Below are 18,456 nucleotides of genomic sequence, written 5' to 3'. Positions count from 1 at the left end.
CCCCGTGCACACCGTTCGCACCTCACCCAACGGACGCCGTCCCGGCGGCCCGGACCGCCGGCTGCTGCGGCAGCGGCTGACCGTGTTCGTCGTGGTGACGCTGCTGGTGGCGCTGGGGATCGCGGCGGCGCAGGGCTGTCAGGGCCCGGCGAACGGCCTGGGCGGCGCGCCCGGCCCCACGGGGTCGTCGGTCTCGGCTGCGGCGGCGCCGCGGCCGGCGGAGGGCGGGCCGGACGGTCGGTAGGTGCCGGAAATCCCGGCCGGGGAGGCGTCCGGGCCTGCCCGACCGGGCCGGGTCAGGTCCCCGGCCGGCCCGAGGTGACCGCGTAGAAGGCGACCGCCGCCGCCGCGCCCACGTTGAGCGAGTCCACGCCGTGGGCCATGGGGATGCGGACCCACTCGTCCGCGGCCATCAGCGCCTGGGTGGACAGCCCGTCGCCCTCCGCGCCCAGCATCAGCGCGACCCGCTCCAGGCGGTGCGGGGCCGCGTCGTCGATGGGGGTGGCCTTCTCGTCGGGGGTCAGCGCGAGGATCTTGAAACCGGTGTCCCGGACCGCCTCCAGACCGCGCGGCCAGCTCTCCAGACGGGCGTACGGAACGGAGAAGACGGCGCCCATGGAGACCTTGACCGAGCGCCGGTAGAGGGGGTCGGCGCAGTCCGGCGAGAGGAGCACGGCGTCCATGCCGAGGGCCGCCGCGCTGCGGAAGATCGCGCCGGTGTTGGTGTGGTCGTTGACCGACTCCATGACGGCCACGCGCCGCGCGTCCCGCAGGATGGACGCCGCGTCCGGCAGCGGCTTGCGCTGCATGGAGGCGAGGGCGCCGCGGTGGACGTGGTAGCCCGTCACCCGTTCGGCCAGTTCGGGGCTGACGGCGTAGACGGGGGCGGGGACGTCCTCGATGACGTCCCGCATCACATCGACCCACTTGGACGACAGCAGCATCGAACGCATCTCGTAACCGGCGAGGCGGGCCCGCCGGATCACCTTCTCGCCCTCGGCGATGAACAGGCCCTCGGCCGGCTCCCGCTTGCGCCGCAGCTCCACATCGGTCAGACCCGTGTAGTCGCGCAGCCGCGGGTCGTCCGGATCGTCGACGGTGATGAGATCAGCCACGGAAGTGATACTGCCTTGTCCTGGATGCGGTGCCAATGAGCCCGGCACGATGATGTTACCGACGGTTACGTTACCCGTGGTCACGGGACGAGAGGGCGACGACGTCGCCGATCACCACGACCGCCGGGGGCCGTATGCCCTCGGCGGCGGCCCTCTCCCCCACGGTGGCGAGCGTCGCGTCCACCCGGCGCTGACCCGGAGTGGTGCCCTCCTGGACGACGGCGACCGGGGTGTCGGCGGCGCGGCCGTGCGCCACGAGGGTCGCGGCGATGGCGCCGATCTTCTCGACGGCCATGAGCAGCACCAGCGTGCCGCGCAGCCTGGCCAGCGCCGCCCAGTCCACCAGGGAGCTGGGGTCGTCGGGGGCGACATGGCCGCTGACCACCGTGAACTCATGGGCGACACCCCGGTGGGTCACCGGGATCCCGGCCGCGCCCGGGACACTGATGGAGCTGGAGATGCCGGGGACGACGGTGCACGGGATACCGGCCGCGGCGAGCGCCTCCGCCTCCTCCATGCCGCGCCCGAAGACGAAGGGGTCGCCGCCCTTGAGGCGCACCACCGACTTGCCCGCCTTGGCGTGCTCGATCAGCGCGTTGTTGATCGCCTCCTGGGCCATGAAACGGCCGTACGGGATCTTCGCCGCGTCGATCACCTCGACATGCGGCGGGAGCTCGTCGAGCAGATCGCGCGGGCCGAGGCGGTCGGCCACCACCACGTCCGCCTCGGCGAGGAGGCGGCGGCCGCGCACGGTGATCAGGTCCGGATCGCCCGGCCCACCGCCCACCAGCGCCACATGGGGTCCGCGGGCACGGTGGCGGGGCGCGGCGAGGGTGCCGTCACGCAGCCCCTCCACCACGGCGTCCCGGACGGCGGCGGAGCGGCGCGGGTCCTCTCCGGTGAGCACGGCGACGGTGACGCCCTCGCTGCGCCCGGTGGCCGGGGTCCAGGCGGAGGCGGCCTCGGCGTCGTCGCTGCGGACGCACCAGATGCGGCGCGCCTCGGCCTCGGCGGACGCGGCGGCGTTGGCCTCCGGGTCGTCCGTGGTGATCAGGACGTACCAGGCGCCCTCGAAGTCGCCGTCCCGGTACCGGCGGCGCTCCCAGCGCACCTCGCCCGCCTCGGCCATCGCCTCGACGGAGGCCGTGGCGGACGGGGAGATCAGCAGGATGTCCGCACCCGCCGCTATCAGCGCGGGCAGCCGGCGCTGGGCGACCTGGCCCGCCCCGAGGACGACGACGCGCCGCCCGGAAAGGCGCAGTCCGACGGGGTATGCGAAGTGTTCGGACATGGCGGTGCGGCTCTCCTCGTGCGAATGCGCTGCCGCTGCGGCACTGGAGCGGCTGATCGGTGGTGGGGCCTGACCCCCGCCGACACCCTACGCGGCGGGGGCGTGCGTCAGTTCTTCTCCGTGACCCCCGCGGCGTCGAACGTGGCCACCTCGTGCATCGCCCGCGCGGCACTCTGCACCACCGGGAGGGCGAGCAGCGCGCCGGTGCCCTCGCCGAGCCGCAGGTCCAGATCGACCAGGGGGCGCAGACCCAGCTTGTTCAGGGCCGCCACATGGCCCGGCTCGGCGCTGCGGTGGCCCGCGATGCAGGCCGCCAGCACCTCGGGCGCGATGGCCCGCGCCACCAGCGCCGCGGCGCCCGCGCTCACCCCGTCCAGGATCACCGGCGTGCGCAGCGAGGCGCCGCCCAGCAGCAGTCCGGCGATCGCGGCGTGCTCCAGGCCGCCGAACGCCGACAGGACGCCGATCGGGTCGGCCGGATCGGGCTGGTGCAGTTCGAGACCGCGCCGTACGACATCGATCTTGCGCGCGTGCATCTCGTCGTTGATGCCCGTGCCACGCCCGGTCACCTCGGCCGGGTCGACGCCGGTGTAGACGGCGACCAGGGCGGCCGACACGGTGGTGTTGGCGATCCCCATCTCCCCGGTGAGCAGCGCCTTGTTCCCGGCGGCCACCAGATCGCGAGCGGTCTCGATGCCCACCTCGATGGCGCGCAGCACCTCCTCGCGGGTGAGCGCGGGGCCGACGGTGAAGTCCCCGGTGCCCGCCCGCACCTTGCGCGGCAGCAGACCGGGGGTGCTGGGCAGATCGCTCGCCACTCCGACGTCCACGACGCACACCTCGGCGCCCACCTGACCGGCGAAGGCGTTGCAGACCGCCCCGCCGCCCAGGAAATTGGCCACCATCTGGCCGGTGACCTCCTGCGGCCAGGCGGTGACGCCCTGGGCGTGCACCCCGTGGTCGCCCGCGAAGACCGCGACGGCCGCCGGCTCCGGGATCGGCGGCGGGCACTGCCGGGAGAGTCCGCTCAACTGGGCGGAGATGATCTCCAGCATGCCGAGCGCACCGGACGGCTTGGTCATCCGCTTCTGCCGCTCCCACGCCTCGCCGAGCGCCTTGGCGTCCAGCGGGCGGATGCCCCGGAGGGTCTCCTGGAGCAGGTTGTGCGGGTCCCCGCCGGGGAGCGTGCGGCGGCCGTACGTCTCCTCGTGGACGACCCAGGACAGCGGGCGGCGCTTGGACCACCCGGCCTTCATCAGCTCCGGCTCCTCCGGGAACTCGTCGACGTATCCGACGCACAGATACGCCACGACCTCCAGGTGCTCGGGCAGCCCGAGCTCACGCACCATCTCGCGCTCGTCGAAGAAGCTGACCCAGCCGACCCCGAGCCCCTCGGCGCGGGCGGCGAGCCAGAGGTTCTCCACCGCGAGCGCGGAGGAGTACGGCGCCATCTGCGGCTGGGTGTGCCGACCGAGGGTGTGGCGGCCGCCGCGCGTGGGGTCGGCGGTGACGACGATGTTCACCGGGGTCTCGAGGATCGCCTCGATCTTCAGTTCCTTGAACTGCTTGGCCCGGCCCTTGGGAAGCGACTTGGCGTACGCGTCCCGCTGGCGCATGGCCAGTTCATGCATGGCGCGCCGGGTCTCCGCCGAGCGGATGACGACGAAGTCCCACGGCTGGGAGTGCCCCACGCTGGGCGCGGTGTGCGCGGCCTCGAGAACGCGCAGCAGGACCTCGTGCGGGATGGGGTCCGACCGGAAGCCGTTGCGGATGTCCCGGCGCTCGCGCATCACGCGGTGGACGGCGGCGCGCTCGGCCTCGTCGTACCCCTCGGCACGCGGGCCGACGGGGGCTGCGGCCGGTGCGGGGGCCGGAGCGGAGGCCGACTCGGCTTCGGATGCGGCATCCGGCGCGGGGGCGGCGTCCGGCGTGGGGGTGGCGTCCGCTTCGGGGGTGGTGTCGCCGTCGGAGGTGGCGTCCGCTTCGGAGGCGCCGTTGGAGGTGGTGTCCGCTTCGGAAGCGGCGTCGCCTTGGGAGGGGGCGCCGCTGTCGGGGGCGGCGGCGCCTTCGGAGGCGGCGTCGCTGTCGGGGGCGGCGTCGCCTTGGGAGGCGGCGTCCCCTTCGGGGGTGGGCGCCTCGGCCTCGGGGCCGGTGGCTGCGGGCTCGGCGGCCTCCGGGGCTCCGGCGTCGGCCCCGGCCGCTTCCGGCCCCGGCCCCGGGGTCTCCGGTTCGGCGGTCCCGGCCTCGGGCTCGGCGGCCACGGGCTCGGGCGCGGCGGTCCCTGGCTCGGCGGCCTCCGGGGCGTCGGCATCGGCCCCGGCCGCTGCCAGGTTCTCGGTCTGGGGCGCCGTGGCTTCCTGGCCCGTGACCTCGGAGCCGGGTTCGGTGGGCTCGGGGTGGGTGGCTTGGGGGTTGGCGGCCTCGGGCTCGTTGGCTGCGGCCTCGTTGGGCTGGGGCTCGGTGGGCTGGGGGTCGGTGGCCTCGCCTTCGCCTTGGGGTGCCGTGGCCGGCTCCGGCTCGGTGGGCTGCGCCTGTGCGTCTGGAGCCGCCGGCTCCGCCGGCGTGGTGGCTTCGGCACCGGCCTCCGGCGCCGCCTCCGCTTCAGCCGCGGCCTCCGGACCCGGCTCGGCGGGCGCCGCCTCAGCGGTCTCGGGCGTCTCCACCCGGGCCTCGGAAGCCTCGTCACCAGCGGACCCGGCGGCCTGAGCATCCACCGCCCCGGCCTCGGAGCTCCCGGACCCGGCCTCGCCCTCGGCCCCGGCAGCCTGCCCCTCCAAGGGCCCCGCCTCGGCCACAGCCTCGGGCGCCTCCCCCTCAACGGCACTCGGCTCGGTCTCCGGCTCAGCCGCTGCCTCCTGCTGCGACACCTCGGCAGCAGCCTGCCCCTGAGCAGCCTCCTCCGCCGTCGCCACAGCACCGGCCCCCGCTTCAGCCGCGGCCTCCGAGCCCGGCTCGGCGGGCGCCGCCTCAGCGGTCTCGGGCGCCTCCGCCCCAGCTTCGGAAGCCTCGTCACCAGCCGACCCAGCGGACCCGGCGGCCTGAGCATCCACCGCCCCGGCCTCGGCGGTCGGTCCCTCCGGGGGCCCCGCCTCGGCCACAGCCTCGGGCGCCTCCCCCTCAGCGACGGTCTGCCCGGACTCCGGCTCAGCCGCTGCCTCCTGCCGCGACACCTCGGCAGCAGCCTGCCCCTGAGCAGCCTCCTCCGCCGTCGCCACAGCACCGGCCTCCGGTGCCGCCTCCGCTTCGGGCGCCGCCTGCTGCGGCGCCTCGGCTGCGGCCTCCTCGGACTGGGGCGTCTCGTCGGCCACTATCGAGTGGCCCGGGACCACGGCGGGCTGCTCCGCCGATGCGGCGGGCTGCTCGGGAAGTTGTCGAGCAGCCTCCTCAACGGGGGCCCCGGCGGCGGGAGCTTGCGGTTCCTCGGCCGCGACAGGCTCCTCCACCGCCACGACCGGCTCCTCCACCGCCTCGGCCGGTCCGGCCGGTTCCGCGGCAGCGGCCCGCTCCTGTGGCGTCGGCTCCGCGACCGGCTCGTGGGGCACCTGCGCCGGGATCTCCGGTGCGGTCTCCCCGGCCGGGGCGGCGGGCCGGGCCTCCTGCTGTCCGGTGACCGGCTCTGCCTGGGCCTGGGCCGGAATGTCGATGACCTGTTCCTCGGCCACGGCGCCCTGCGGGGCGGGCTCCCCGTCCGGCGCCCCGGCCTGGGCCGGGATGGTCGCGCCCATCTGGTGCGACTCCGCCGCCACGGGGTCCACATACCCCTGGTCCATCGCGACGGGCTGCGCCCCCGGCGCCACCGCCTCGGGCTGGGCGAACTGCTGAGGAGCGGGCTCCGCTTCGGGCGCCTCCGCGGCCTGCGGCTCCTCCACCAGACCGACCGTTTCTGCGGAAGCGGAAGCGGGCGCCGGAGCGGGCACGGGCGCGGGCGCCGGAGCGGAAGCAGGCGCCGGCCCCGGAGCGGAATCGGCCTGCTGAACCGGCGGCGCGGAGTCCCAGGCGTCCCCCGGCTGCGGGGCGTCGACGATCTGCGGGAGATCCGCGAGCTGCGGTCCCGGGAGTCTGCTCGGGTCGTCGGGCTGCGGGGTGAAGTACTGCGGCCCGGCCGCGTACTGGGGCGCGGTGGAGTAGTCGACCGACAGCGGCTGCTCGGGCATGACGGACTGTTCCGGCAGCACGGACTGGTCGGGCATGACGGACTGCTCGGGCCCGGCGAACTGTTCGGGGGCCATGAACTGCTGCTCCGCCCCCGCGTACTGCTCCGCCCCGGCGTACTGCTCCGTCCCCGCGTACTGCTCCGCCCCGGCGAACTGCTGCCCGGCCGCCCCTGTCTGCCCCGGCGCCGGTACGCCGTGCTGGGGCCCCGCCCCGTACTCGGGCTCGGGCCGCTGTTCCGGTGCCTGCGGCTGCGGTTCGGGCGCGGCCTGCGGCTGGGGCTCGGGCTGCCGTACCGGCGCGGCGTGCCGGCCCGCCGCCGGGCCCCGGTCGGCGAGCGAACGCACCACGCCGTTGGAGGGGTCGGGCACCGGCGGGCCCATGTGCAGCGGCCGGCGGGTAGGCGTGGCCGGCGCCGCGTACGCGGCGGGGGCGGGCGCGGGGGCCGGCTGCGGTACGGGCTGTTCCACCACGGGCTGTGGTTCGGGCATCTGGGCGTCGGCGTACGGGGCGGCGGCCGGGTCGAGCACACCCGCCTCGTACACCCCGGTCTGGTACTGGGCCTGCTGTTCGCTCCAGGCGCCCTGGGCGCCCGGCATCAGCAGCAGGTCGTCCTCCTCGCCGCCGTGTTCGGGCCCGTCGAGGAAGGTGTAGGCGGCGCCGGGAGCCGCACCGGGCTGCGGCTGCTCGATGTAACCGGCGTCGGCAGGCGGGGCGTGGACATCCGCCGGGTGCGGGTGTCCGAGTCGTCCGCCTGCGTTCTCCGGCAGTCCCTCTCCCGGGACCTGGCCGGTGTCGGTCATGCGTACCCCTCGCCCATCGCTAGTGCTCCTTCCAACCGCCTACCGCCGAGAGCAAGCCCCCCTGAGCAAGAACGAGCATGCGCCGTGCGCGGCACGTAGACACGCCCCAGGCTTGCCTACCGCGACCCCGCCAAGGGAGGGGCACATTCCGGCCTTTGGCCAATAAAGCACCGAACGCCGGGCAGCGGTACAGGCAGTACAACGATCTGCCAGCCTACCCCGCGCGCCGCCCCGAGCAGGTCATCGGGGCGAACGTCACAAGGACAAAATCACTGGTGCGGGCGGTGACCGCAGAGCATGAAGGCGACCGCGCGCTCGCGTTCGGTCCAGCCCCGGGTGTCCAACTCGACGGACTGCAACAGGACGCATTCGACGGCGTAGCCGCCGTCCTCCAGCGCCGCGCCGACGGCCTCCGCCTCGTCACGGGTCGCGGCGTGGGTGACGATGCGCTCGGGGCGGCGTGCGGCACACGCGGCCACCACGGACGCGCCTCCGCCGCCGATCCGCACCACATCCGGCTCCGGCAGGTCCTCCAGCACCTCGGGGGCGACGCCGGGGACGACCTGGAGCTGTACGGCGAAGCGGCGGGCGAGGGTGGCGGTGCGCTCACAGGCGTCCGCGTCCCGGTCGACGGCGATGACGGCGGCGCCGAACCCGGCCGCCTCGACGGCGGCCGCGCCGCTGCCCGCGCCGATGTCCCAGACGAGGTCGCCGGGGCGGGGGCCGAGGCGGGCGAGTTGGACGGCGCGCAGCTGCGGGGACTCGCTCTCGCCCAGCACGGTGCCGTACGCCGGGCCGGGCAGCGCCCAGCCGCGGACGGCGCCCGGGTAGCCGGGGTCGCGTCCGGCGATCCAGCCGCCGCTGTGGAGCGCGCCGCGGGCGGCACCGGCCGGCGGGCCGCCGGGGGCGGGGGTGGCGCCGGAACCGCCGATGACGATGACCACGTTGGGGTCGCGCCAGGCGTGGTCGGCGACCTTGTCCGAGGTCAGTACGGTGACCCGCTCGCGGTCGGTGCCCAGGGCCTCGCAGATGACGAAGGTGCGGTGCACCGGGCCGAGGAGCAGCGCGAGTTCGGCGGGGCCGGCGCCGGGCGAGGTGAGGACGGCGACCTTGGTGTGGGCGCGGCAGACGTTGACCGCGCGGCGCAGGTCGCGGCTGTGGGCGACGACGACCTGGGCGTCGTCCCAGGGCATCCCGGCGCGGGCGAAGGCGGCGGCGACGGAGGAGACGGCGGGGACGACCTCCACCTCGAGTCCGTGCTCGGGCGCGCGCAGGGCGCGGACGACCCCGAAGAAGCCGGGGTCGCCGTCGGCCAGGACCACGGCGGAGCCGCGGTGCTGGGCGATCCTGCGGGCCGCGAGGTCCACGCTGCCGAGCCGGATCCGTTCGGCGCCGGGCGGGACTTCGGGCAGCGCCAGGTGGTGGGCGGCGCCGGCCACGAGGGTGGCCGCGCCGAGGGCGGAGCGGGCCGCGTCCGTGAGCGGGGTGCCGTCCCAACCGATCACCGTGACGCGGTCGGCCATCGTCGTCGTTCTCCCCTATGTGTGGTGGGTCGGGTCTGTCGGGTGCGTCGCGGCTCGGGCGCGGGTGCGTCGCGGGGTGTGCCCGTGTGGAGTCACGGGCGGGTCACGGCCGGTGTGCCGCGGATGCGCGGGCCGCGGTCTGACGGTGCGGGCCGAGACGCGGGTGCTCAGCGCGTGGAGAGAGTACCCCGGCTGGTCCGGACCGCTGGAGCGGGGGCGGGCGCGGGGGTGGTGCGCCGGGGGCGCGGAGGGCGGGCATGCGCGTCGCGACGCCGCGGGGATCCATCGGGGTCGCCGGCTCCGGCCGGAGTGCGGGCGCGTCAGGCCCAGTCGGAGTAGGCGGGGTAGACGCCGAACCCCTCGGGCCCGGAGATCCGGTCGGGGGCGCCGTCGAGGTCCTCGGCGAGCAGGCTCCAGACGATGAGGTCGGTGCGCATATCGGTCCAGCCGCCGTCCTCCGTCTGGGTGCGGGCTATCCAGGCGTTGCGCAGCACGCCCTCGCTGATACAGCCGATCTTCTGGGCGACCTGCTGGGAGGCGGTGTTGCCGGCGGCGGTGCGCAGCTCCAGGCGCTCGAACTTCTGGTCCTGGAACAGCCAGCGGGCCACGGCCAGCACCGACTCCGAGGCATAGCCCTCACCGCGCGCCCAGGGGGCGGTGATGTAGCTGACCTCGGTGGCCAGCAGCCGCCAGTCGGTATTGCGCAGGTGCACGAGTCCGACCAGCCGCTGGGTGAGGAATTCGGCGACCGCGAAGACGATTCCGCGGCCGGTGGTGCGTTCCGCCGGGGCGAGCCGCAGCGCCTGGTCTCTGGCGTCGCCGAGGCTGTACGGGTGGGGCGCTCTGGTCCACGCGATGACGAGTTCGTCGTTCATCATGTCCGCGAGCGCGGGTATGTCCGCTTCCTCGAACGGGCGCAGCACCAGCCGTTCCGTGCTGATGGAGATGTCCGGGAAAGTGGATGTCATGCGCCGCTCCGTAACCGGGGGTCGTTTCAGGGCCGTAGAGAGGCCCAGCATGCAGCATCGCGCAGGTTAAATGCAGCGCGGGGGGTGAATCGGAAGGCTCCGCATCCGGTTGTGGTCCGAATGCGGAGCCTCGGGGATCCGCCGGCGGGCGGGAATGTTGGCGTAATTGTTGCGCTGGACGTCGCGGTGTTCGCGGCGTTCGCGGTGCGCCCTCGGTGTGCCGCGGCGTTCGCGGTGTGCCCCCGGAGTGCCGCGGTGTGCCGCGGATCAGAAGGACGCCAGTACGGAGCCCTGGTACTTGTCCTTGATGAACTTCTTCACCTGGGGCGAGGTGAGGAGCTTGGCGAGCTTCTTCACACGCGGGTCGTCCTCGTTGCCCTTCTTCACGGCCAGGAAGTTGGCGTACGGGTTGTTCTTGGCCGATTCGAGGAGGATGGCGTCCTTGGCGGGCTTGAGATCCGCCTCGATGGCGTAGTTGCCGTTGATGACCGCGGCGTCCACGTCGTCGAGCGAGCGCGGCAGCTGCGCGGCCTCCAGTTCCTTGAACTTCAGGCCCTTGGGGTTGTCGGCGATGTCCTTAGGGGTTGCCTCGTTGCCGACACCGCTCTTGAGCTTGATGACGCCGCCTGCCTCCAGCAGCTTCAGCGCGCGGGCCTCGTTGACCGTGTCGCTCGGGACGGCCACGGTGGCGCCCTTCTTCAGCTCGTCGGCCTTCTTCACCTTGTGCGAGTAGAGGCCCAGCGGCTCGAGGTGCACGGTGACGACGGGCACGATGTCGGTGCCCTTCTTCTTGTTGAAGTCGTCGAGGAACGGCTGGTTCTGGAAGTAGTTGGCGTCGACCGAGCCGTCCTGGGTGGAGAGGTTCGGCGTGTTGTAGTCGGTGAACTCCTTGACCTCGAGCTTGAGGCCCTCCTTGGCGGCCAGGTGGTCCTTGACGTAGTTGAGTATCTCCGCGTGCGGGACCGGGCTCGCGGCGACGACCAGCACGCCGTTCTTGTCGCCCGAGGAGCCGGCGCCGCAGGCGGTGAGGCCCAGGGCCAGGGCCCCGGCGGCGAGGACGGTGGTGACGGTCTTGGTGGTGTTACGCACGAAAAGTGCCTTTCTTCAGGGGCGCACGGATCCGCCGCGGGTGCACATGCGGGGTCCGGGCGGGCCGGTACGGGGACGGGTGGGGGCTCAGGGGACCTTGGTGGGCTCCACGGACTCGATCTCGGCGGGCCCGGTCTCCCGCGCCGCCGGGGCCGCGGCGGGCTCCCCGGCGCGGGGCGCGCGGCCGCGCAGCAGCACCAGCCGCGGGGCGACCGAGGAGCGGCCGCGGTGCGACAGGCCGCGGGCGGCGAGGTCGCCCACGAACTGGATGACGGAGATGACCACCGCGAGGATGGCGACGGTGATCCACATCAGCTCGGTCTCGAACCGCTGGTAGCCGTAGCGGACCGCCAGGTCGCCCAGGCCACCGGCGCCGACCGTGCCGGCCATCGCGGAGTAGCCGATGAGCGCGACGATCGTGGTGGTCGCGCTGGAGATCAGCGCGGGCAGCGACTCGGGCAGCAGCACCTTGCGGACGATGGTCCAGGTGGAGCCGCCCATCGACTGCACGGCCTCCACCAGCCCGCCGTCCACCTCGCGCACCGAGGTCTCCACGAGCCGGGCGTAGAAGGGGATGGCTCCGATCGCCAGGGGCACGATCGCGGCCTCGGGGCCGATGGTGGTCCCCACGATCAGGCGGGTGAAGGAGATCAGGGCGACCATCAGGATGATGAACGGCATCGAACGCGCGATGTTGACGATCTGCCCGATGACCTTGTTCACCACGACGTTCTGCAGCACTCCGCCCCGGTCGGTGAGGACCAGCAGCACACCGAGCGGCAGTCCGCCGACGACGGCGATCAGCGCCGACCAGCCGACCATGTAGAGGGTGTCCCAACACGCCTGCTCCAGCAGGGGCTCCATATCGGACCAGGTCACTTGGCGCCCTCCTTGAGCAGCGGGGTCGGGTTCGCCCGCGGGCCGTCGGCGACGGCCGCCACATCGACCTGCAGGCCCTGCTCCCGCAGGAAGCCGATGGGGACGACGTTCTCCTCGAACCGGCCGGGCAGTTCGATCCGCATCCGGCCGACCTGGTGGCCGCCGACGGTTTCCATCGCGGCGCCCAGGATCGAGATGTCGATGTTGTACGTACGGGAGAGCCGGGAGATGACCGGCTTGGTGGCCGCCTCGCCCTGGAAGGTGAGGTCCACCACCGTGCGGTCCTCGCCGGAGGCCACCCCGCCGACCGGGAACAGCTCCTGGGCCAGCTCCGAACCGGGCGTGGCCAGCAGCTCGGTGACCTTGCCGGACTCCACGATCCGCCCGTCGCGCATCAGCGCGGCCGAGTCGCAGATGGTCTTGACGACGTCCATCTCGTGCGTGATGAGCAGCACGGTCAGGCCCAGCTGTTCGTTGAGGTCGCGCAGCAGCTGGAGGATGGAGCGGGTGGTCTCGGGGTCCAGCGCGGAGGTCGCCTCGTCCGACAGCAGCACCTTGGGGTCGCCGGCCAGGGCGCGGGCGATGCCGACGCGCTGCTTCTGGCCGCCGGACAGCTGCGCCGGGTACGCCTTCGCCTTGTCACCGAGGCCCACCAGCTCCAGCAGCTCCAGGGCCTTGCGGGTGCGCTCCTTGCCCGAGACGCCGAGGATCTCCAGGGGCAGCTCGACGTTGTCCCGCACGGTGCGCGAGGAGAGCAGGTTGAAGTGCTGGAACACCATGCCGATGCCGGTGCGCGCCCGGCGCAGCGCGGAGCCCGCCCCCTGTCCCCGCCCGGCGAGCGCGGTGAGGTCCTGACCGGCCACGCTGACCGTGCCGGAGGTGGGGCGCTCCAGGAGGTTGACGCAGCGGATGAGGGTGGACTTCCCGGCGCCGCTCTGGCCGACGACGCCGTACACCTCTCCCTCGCGGACATGCAGATCGACGCCGTCGAGGGCGGTGACCTCGCGGCCTCGTGAGCGGTAGACCTTGGTCAGGTCCGTGGTGGTGATCACAGGGTTTCCGTCACTGTTGAGTGCGCGGCGGTTGGTGCCGCCGGACACGGCTCGTTCATTGCGGAACGCGGCAGGGCGGACCCGAGGGCGTACGCGCCGCGTGGCGCGGTTCCGGGTTCCGGTGACGCGGGGCGGCTCGGTCCGGCGCCGGGGGGCGCGCGGGTCCGGCTCAGCGGGTCTCGCTTCGGGGCGCGAGGCGCAGGCAGGGGCCCTCAGCGGTCACACATTCGACACCGACAACGAGCACCGGGCGCGGGGATCGCCTCGGTCGCAGGGGTGCGGCAGCTCGTCGTGGTCATGGCCGCAAGTAAAGCAGACACCGGTACGGACCTCTCAGGCATTCCGCATAGCGGACATCGGTGACCGGCTCCTGGACGGTCGGAGGGGGCGCCGGGGGCCGGCTCAGACCCGTGCGGTGATCTCCACGCCCCCGTCGACGACCTGTGCGGACACGGCCGACAGATCCTCGACCACGAGGTCGGCCACCAGTTCGCTCCGGTCGGCGGTTGTGGCCAACGCCACGGTCCGCATCCCGGCCGCGCGGCCCGCCGCGAGCCCGGCCGGGGCGTCCTCGAAGACCACACAGCGTGCCGGGTCCACTCCCAGCCGTTCGGCGGCCAGCAGGAAGGGCTCGGGGTCGGGCTTGCCGCGGGTGATGTCATCGGCGCTGATCAGCGTCCCCGGACGGATCCCCACCTCGGCCAGGCGGGCCTCGGCCAGTTCGCGGCCCGCGGAGGTCACCACGGCCCAGCGCCCGGCGGGCAGCCCCGCCAGCAGTTCGGCGGTGCCGGGGAGCAGCTTCACCCCGCCCGGTACGTCCTCCAGTTCCAGCTCGTCGATGCGCGCCCGGGCCCGCGGGGCGCGGTCGGCGGGGAGCAGCTCGGCGATGATGTCGTCGGCCGGGCGGCCGTGCAGCTCGACCCGGGCGAAGTCCTCCGGCGCGATCCCGCACTCCTCGGCCCAGCGGGTCCAGCAGCGCAAGACCGAGTCCAGGGACGAGACGAGGGTTCCGTCGTTGTCGAACAACAGCGCGGCAGCGGAGATCTTCATGAGCCGCAGCGTACGTCGGGGCGGGGACGCTCCCGGGCCCCGGGGCCGGGCGCGGCCCGCCCGGCCGGGCCGATTACCCTCGTCCCATGCTTGTCACTCCCTGTGTGCGCCGCCGTCGGGTGCGCCGCCGCGCCGCGCGGAGGTCCCGTTGATCGACGCGCTGACGGTCGCCCTCGGTGTGGCCGCCCTCGTCCTCGCCGCGTGGTGCGGTTTCGCCGCCTACCGGGACCAGCCGACCAAGGACTGGCACTTCATCGGCATGGCCGTGGTGGCCGTGCTGGCGATCGTGCAACTGGTCATAGGGGTGGTGCGGCTGGCGGGCGGCGCCGACCCCCAGCAGGGTGTGGCGATCTTCGTGGCGTATCTCATCGGGTCGGCGCTCGCGGTGCCGATCGCGGCGTTCATGTCGCTCGCGGAGCGGACCCGCTGGGGTTCGGCGACGGTCTCCGCGGCGGCCGTGGTGCTGGCCGTGCTCGAGGTGCGGCTGTACGACATCTGGGGAGGGATCGGTGGCTGAATCCCGGGAGGCGCCGGTGGCCGGAAACACATCAAACCCGGCGGGCGGGAACCCCGCAGCCGGCGGGACGGAGCCGGCGGCGACGGCGCGCACCGGGCTGGGCCAGGGCCCCGGGCGGCTGCTGGTGATGCTCTACGGGGTGTTCACCGTGGCCGCCGCGTCCCGCTCGGTCTACCAGCTGATCGCCCAGTACCACGAGGCCCCGCTCGCCTACATCCTCTCGGCGGTCTCCGCCGTGGTGTACGCGTTCATCACGGTCTCGCTGGTGCGCGGCGGCGAGGGGGCGCGCAAGGCGGCGCTCGTGTGCTGCGCGGCGGAGTTGCTGGGGGTGCTGGCGGTGGGCACCTGGACCCTTGCCGACCCCTCGGCCTTCCCCGACCAGACGGTGTGGTCCGACTACGGGATGGGCTATCTGTTCATCCCGGTCTTCCTGCCGGTCACGGGTCTGCTGTGGCTGCGCAGGGCCCGCCGGGACTGACCGCTCACCGCGCCGGCCGGTGTGCGTCAGGCCGCGGTCTAGGCGCTGGTGGCGTACGCGGTGGCGGTGGCGGTGGCGTCCTTCTCCAGGGTGACCAGGCTCAGCCGGCGGTTGACCTCCTCGGTGCCCACCTGGGCGTAGCCGTAACGGCGGTACAGCCGTAGATTGCCCTCGCTGCGGTGGCCGGTGAACAGGCGGTACCGCTTGGCGGCCCGCTCCTCGGCCAGCCGCTCCTCGATCGCGGCGAGCAGCCGGCCGCCCAGGCCGTGCCGCTGCATCCGCGGGTGGACGATCAGCTTGGCAATGGCGGCGGTCCCCTTGTCGTCGACGACCCCGCGGACGGAACCGACGACCTCCTCGCCGAGCCGGGCGACGAGCACGCAGCCCTCGCTCAGTTCGGCGCGCAGGTCGTCGAGCGACTGCGTCAGCGGTTCGATCGTGTAGTCCCCGTAGAGCTCCGCCTCGCCCTGGTAGCACAGATACTGCAGCTTCAGGATCTGCTCGGCGTCGTCCGCGGTCGCCGCGGAGATGGTCACGCTCATGCCCATGTGCGCATGCCTCCCCTTTTCTTGGTTCCCCGGTCGCGTTGAGGGTAGGAGTGCGACCGGGGTTCATGGCCTGGGTGGAGGCGCCGCGTGGTCGGCATCCGCCTCCGAGGCGCCGGTTGTCTACCGCTCCTTTCCCCACGGTTCAGGAGCCGCAACCTCCGCCGTGAGCATTCTGCGCAGGCAACCCAGACATCGGGAACGAACCGGCCCCAGACTCCCCTGTGACATTCCCAACTGCCCGGCGATCTCGCGGTACGTGGGATCGGACCGGGAGAGCATCGCCGCGAGCAGCGCGGGGCAGCGGCCGGGCAGCCGGCGCACCGCCGCACGCAGCGTCCGGCGGGCCTCCGCGGCCAGCACGGCGTGTTCGGCAGGGTGGGACTCGGGACCGCTGGGCGGGCCGCCGGACACCGGGTCGTACGGCACCTCGCGGCGCGCCCGGCGCCTGGCCCCGCGCACCTCGGCCCGTACGGCGCAGCGCAGCCAGCGGGCGGGGTGGGGCGGCGGTCCGGTGTCGCGGGTGCGTTCCAGCAGCCGTAACCAGACGGCCTGTTCGAGTTCGGCGGGTTCGACGCCGACGCCGTACGCCTCGGCCGCCGCCTCGGCGGCGAGCAGCGGGCCGAGCTGCTTCACAAGGTCCATGCCGGGCGGGACGAGGCCCGGTCGGGGGATGGTTGCCGGGTGACGCTTCTCTCACCCGACCGGGGAGGCGGCGGGGCCGCGCCTTGACGCCCGCGCGCCCCCGCCGCCCTTCGCGCCCCCGCCGCCTGGTGTGGCCGCTCCCCGCGGATGGTGCGCGTTACTTACGGAAGTCCGCCGCCGCGAGAAGCGCGGTGTCCGGGTTGTCGGAGAAGATTCCGTCAATTCCGGTCGCGAAGTATGCCTTGAACACTCCGAAAGCGTCACCGTAGGCGTTCGGGTCGGTACCGCGGCGGTAGTCGGCCGGGAGGAAGCTGTTCTCGTTGCGCACCGTGTACGGGTGCAGGACCAGCCCCGCCGCGTGGGCGTCCTTCACCACTCCGGTCGGCGTGCCCAGCTTGCCGTCGGAGGTCCGGGGGATGATGACCGACAGATCCGGACCGATGCCTTCGGCGTAGCCCGCGATCCACGCGAGCCCCTCCGGCGTGACCAGGTCCCGCACCGTACGCGGGTCGCCCGCCTCGACGAAGTCCCAGGGCCTGCTGTCGAGGGTGGACAGCAGCACGACCGCCGGGGTGCCGACCAGCCTGCGCAGCCGCTGGATGCTGCCCGGCTCGAAGGACTGGAGGAACAGCGCCGCGTCCTTCGTGTGGCGGCCGTACCGGCGCAGCAGCTTGGCCAGCGGCTCCTCGAGGCCGAGCCCGAGCTTGCGGAAGTAGGTGGGGTGCTTGGTCTCCACGTACAGCCAGACGCGGCGGCCGCGCCTGCGGCCCTCGCGGTCGGCCCACTGGAGCACCTCCTCGAACGTGGGCACCTCCCAGCGGCCGTCGTAGAGGGTGTTGTGCTGGCGGGTGCCCGGGATGCGCTCCTTGGCGCGCAGCGTCTTCAGCTCGGCGAGGGTGAAGTCCTCGGTGAACCAGCCGGTGAGCTTGGTGCCGTCGACCGTCTTGGTGGTCTTGCGGTCGGCGAACTCCGGGTGCGAGGCGACGTCCGTGGTGGCCGTGATGTCGTTCTCGTGGCGGCAGACCAGGTGGCCGTCCTTGGTGGGGACCAGGTCCTGTTCGATGATGTCCGCGCCCATGTCCAGGGCGAGCTGGTACGAGCCGAGGGTGTGCTCGGGCCGGTAGCCGCTGGCGCCCCGGTGGCCGATGACGGTGGGCACCGGCAGCTCACGGCTCCGGCCGGACGCCCCCGAGGCCGCGCCCGGCGCCGCCTCCGTGCCCGCGGCCGCCGCCGTGCCCGCACCGCCCAGCGCCATCGCTCCCGCGCCGAGGGCCGCGGCCCCCAGGAGGGCGCGCCGCCCGGGCTGTTGCTCCCGCTCCATGAGCACTCCTTGATGTGGTGTTCAACACCTGTCAAATCCGGTCACAGGACGGGCTGATGGTAGGCGTGGTCGGCTTTCCTGCGGGAGACGTCGGCCGAAACGCGGGGGGAACGTGCGTCAACACCGCGTATCAGGTGGGTGAACCTGGTGTGCGCCGGAGCGCAACCGGCGAGTATCGTCCTCATCGGCGCTGCTGTGCGGTACGCGGTTGACGGACCCCGCGGCGACGCGCCCCAGACCTTGACCCCGACCGGAGGGCCCGTGTCCCGATTCGCGTTTCTGAAGGCAGTACTCGGTCCGCTGATGCGCCTGATGTTCCGCCCACGGGTCGAGGGGGCCGAGGGCATTCCGGGCTCGGGCCCGGTGATCCTCGCCGGGAACCATCTGACCTTCATCGACTCGATGATCCTGCCGCTGGTCTGTGACCGTCAGGTCTTCTTCATCGGCAAGGACGAGTACGTCACGGGCAAGGGCTTCAAGGGCCGGCTGATGGCCTGGTTCTTCACCGGCGTCGGCATGATCCCGGTGGACCGGGACGGCGGACGCGGCGGCGTCGCGGCGCTGATGACGGGGCGCCGGGTGCTGGAGGAGGGCAAGGTCTTCGGCATCTACCCCGAGGGCACCCGCTCCCCCGACGGCCGCCTCTACCGCGGCCGCACCGGTATCGCCCGCCTGGCGCTGATGACCGGCGCGCCCGTGGTGCCGTTCGCGATGATCGGGACCGACCGGATCCAGCCGGGCGGCAAGGGGCTGCCGCGGCCGGGCCGGGTGGCGGTCCGCTTCGGCGAGCCGCTGGAGTTCACCCGCTACGAGGGCATGGACCGCGACCGCTATGTGCTGCGGGCCGTGACCGACGAGGTGATGAGCGAGGTCATGCGGCTGTCCGGGCAGGAGTACGTGGACATCTACGCCACGAAGGCGAAGTCGGCCGCCTGACGGACGCTCTTGCGGTGCGGCGGTCCGGGCCGCCGCGGTCGGGTGTCCGGGCGGCCCGCCCTGGCCCGGCGGGCCAGGGCGGGCCCGGCGAG

At 73.6% G+C, this 18,456-nt stretch carries 15 protein-coding genes and 1 pseudogene; 4 read left to right on the top strand and 12 right to left on the bottom strand.

Annotation, left to right across the window (positions count from 1 at the left end):
• Positions 1-244: pseudogene (locus tag AXW62_RS16880) on the top strand (serine/threonine protein kinase); the annotation flags it as partial.
• Positions 245-296: 52 nt separating this feature from the next.
• Here the strand turns inward: AXW62_RS16880 and AXW62_RS16875 are convergent.
• The 9 genes from AXW62_RS16875 to AXW62_RS16835 form a co-directional block, all read right to left on the bottom strand.
• Positions 297-1,115, bottom strand: a complete 819-nt coding sequence (locus AXW62_RS16875) for a TrmH family RNA methyltransferase (protein WP_060945253.1) — start codon at positions 1,113-1,115, stop codon at positions 297-299.
• 70 nt (positions 1,116-1,185) lie between these two features.
• A complete protein-coding gene (gene cobA, locus AXW62_RS16870) occupies positions 1,186-2,406 on the bottom strand; it encodes a uroporphyrinogen-III C-methyltransferase (RefSeq protein WP_060945252.1) in 1,221 nt (406 codons plus the stop codon).
• A 107-nt stretch (positions 2,407-2,513) separates the two neighbouring features.
• Complete coding sequence (cobT, locus tag AXW62_RS16865) at positions 2,514-7,361, bottom strand: nicotinate-nucleotide--dimethylbenzimidazole phosphoribosyltransferase (RefSeq protein ID WP_063817597.1); 4,848 nt, start codon at positions 7,359-7,361, stop codon at positions 2,514-2,516.
• A 269-nt stretch (positions 7,362-7,630) separates the two neighbouring features.
• Positions 7,631-8,884 carry a precorrin-6y C5,15-methyltransferase (decarboxylating) subunit CbiE gene (cbiE, locus tag AXW62_RS16860; protein ID WP_060945251.1) on the bottom strand — a complete coding sequence of 418 codons (1,254 nt, stop codon included), beginning with the start codon at positions 8,882-8,884 and terminating at the stop codon, positions 7,631-7,633.
• A gap of 320 nt (positions 8,885-9,204) precedes the next feature.
• Positions 9,205-9,852, bottom strand: coding sequence for a GNAT family N-acetyltransferase (locus AXW62_RS16855; protein WP_060945250.1), 648 nt, complete (start codon positions 9,850-9,852; stop codon positions 9,205-9,207).
• Positions 9,853-10,119: 267 nt separating this feature from the next.
• Positions 10,120-10,941, bottom strand: coding sequence for a MetQ/NlpA family ABC transporter substrate-binding protein (locus AXW62_RS16850; protein ID WP_060945249.1), 822 nt, complete (start codon positions 10,939-10,941; stop codon positions 10,120-10,122).
• An 87-nt stretch (positions 10,942-11,028) separates the two neighbouring features.
• Entirely contained in the window at positions 11,029-11,820 is a 792-nt protein-coding gene (locus AXW62_RS16845; RefSeq protein ID WP_030826872.1) for a methionine ABC transporter permease, read from the bottom strand.
• Positions 11,817-12,872 (bottom strand): methionine ABC transporter ATP-binding protein, encoded by a 1,056-nt coding sequence (locus tag AXW62_RS16840; protein ID WP_060945260.1) that lies wholly within the window; start codon positions 12,870-12,872, stop codon positions 11,817-11,819. The genes AXW62_RS16845 and AXW62_RS16840 overlap by 4 nt, the downstream gene beginning before the upstream one ends.
• A 402-nt stretch (positions 12,873-13,274) precedes the next feature.
• On the bottom strand, positions 13,275-13,922 hold the full coding sequence (locus tag AXW62_RS16835) for an HAD-IA family hydrolase (protein WP_030826877.1): 648 nt from the start codon (positions 13,920-13,922) through the stop codon (positions 13,275-13,277).
• A gap of 148 nt (positions 13,923-14,070) precedes the next feature.
• Here AXW62_RS16835 and AXW62_RS16830 point away from each other — a divergent pair, with 148 nt between their 5' ends.
• Both AXW62_RS16830 and AXW62_RS16825 read left to right on the top strand, forming a co-directional pair.
• Positions 14,071-14,439, top strand: a complete 369-nt coding sequence (locus AXW62_RS16830; RefSeq protein ID WP_060945248.1) for a hypothetical protein — start codon at positions 14,071-14,073, stop codon at positions 14,437-14,439.
• Between the two features lie 97 nt (positions 14,440-14,536).
• Positions 14,537-14,917, top strand: coding sequence for a hypothetical protein (locus tag AXW62_RS16825; RefSeq protein WP_102885124.1), 381 nt, complete (start codon positions 14,537-14,539; stop codon positions 14,915-14,917).
• A 38-nt stretch (positions 14,918-14,955) separates the two neighbouring features.
• Here AXW62_RS16825 and AXW62_RS16820 read toward each other — a convergent pair whose 3' ends face one another.
• From AXW62_RS16820 to AXW62_RS16810, 3 genes are all read right to left on the bottom strand, one after another.
• Positions 14,956-15,465: a GNAT family N-acetyltransferase gene (locus AXW62_RS16820; protein ID WP_060945247.1), complete on the bottom strand. Its 510-nt coding sequence runs from the start codon at positions 15,463-15,465 to the stop codon at positions 14,956-14,958.
• Positions 15,466-15,585: 120 nt separating this feature from the next.
• Entirely contained in the window at positions 15,586-16,107 is a 522-nt protein-coding gene (locus tag AXW62_RS16815) for a sigma-70 RNA polymerase sigma factor region 4 domain-containing protein (RefSeq protein WP_030826889.1), read from the bottom strand.
• A gap of 157 nt (positions 16,108-16,264) precedes the next feature.
• Positions 16,265-17,428, bottom strand: coding sequence for a glycerophosphodiester phosphodiesterase (locus tag AXW62_RS16810; protein ID WP_060945246.1), 1,164 nt, complete (start codon positions 17,426-17,428; stop codon positions 16,265-16,267).
• A gap of 261 nt (positions 17,429-17,689) precedes the next feature.
• Here AXW62_RS16810 and AXW62_RS16805 point away from each other — a divergent pair, with 261 nt between their 5' ends.
• Positions 17,690-18,364 carry a lysophospholipid acyltransferase family protein gene (locus tag AXW62_RS16805; RefSeq protein WP_030826896.1) on the top strand — a complete coding sequence of 225 codons (675 nt, stop codon included), beginning with the start codon at positions 17,690-17,692 and terminating at the stop codon, positions 18,362-18,364.
• The last annotated feature ends 92 nt before the right edge of the window (positions 18,365-18,456 follow it).

This window comes from Streptomyces hygroscopicus subsp. hygroscopicus, from assembly GCF_001553455.1.
Taxonomy (GTDB): domain Bacteria; phylum Actinomycetota; class Actinomycetes; order Streptomycetales; family Streptomycetaceae; genus Streptomyces; species Streptomyces hygroscopicus.
The sequence above is the reverse complement of the archived record's forward strand: the minus strand, read 5'-3'. Positions and strand labels throughout refer to the sequence as shown.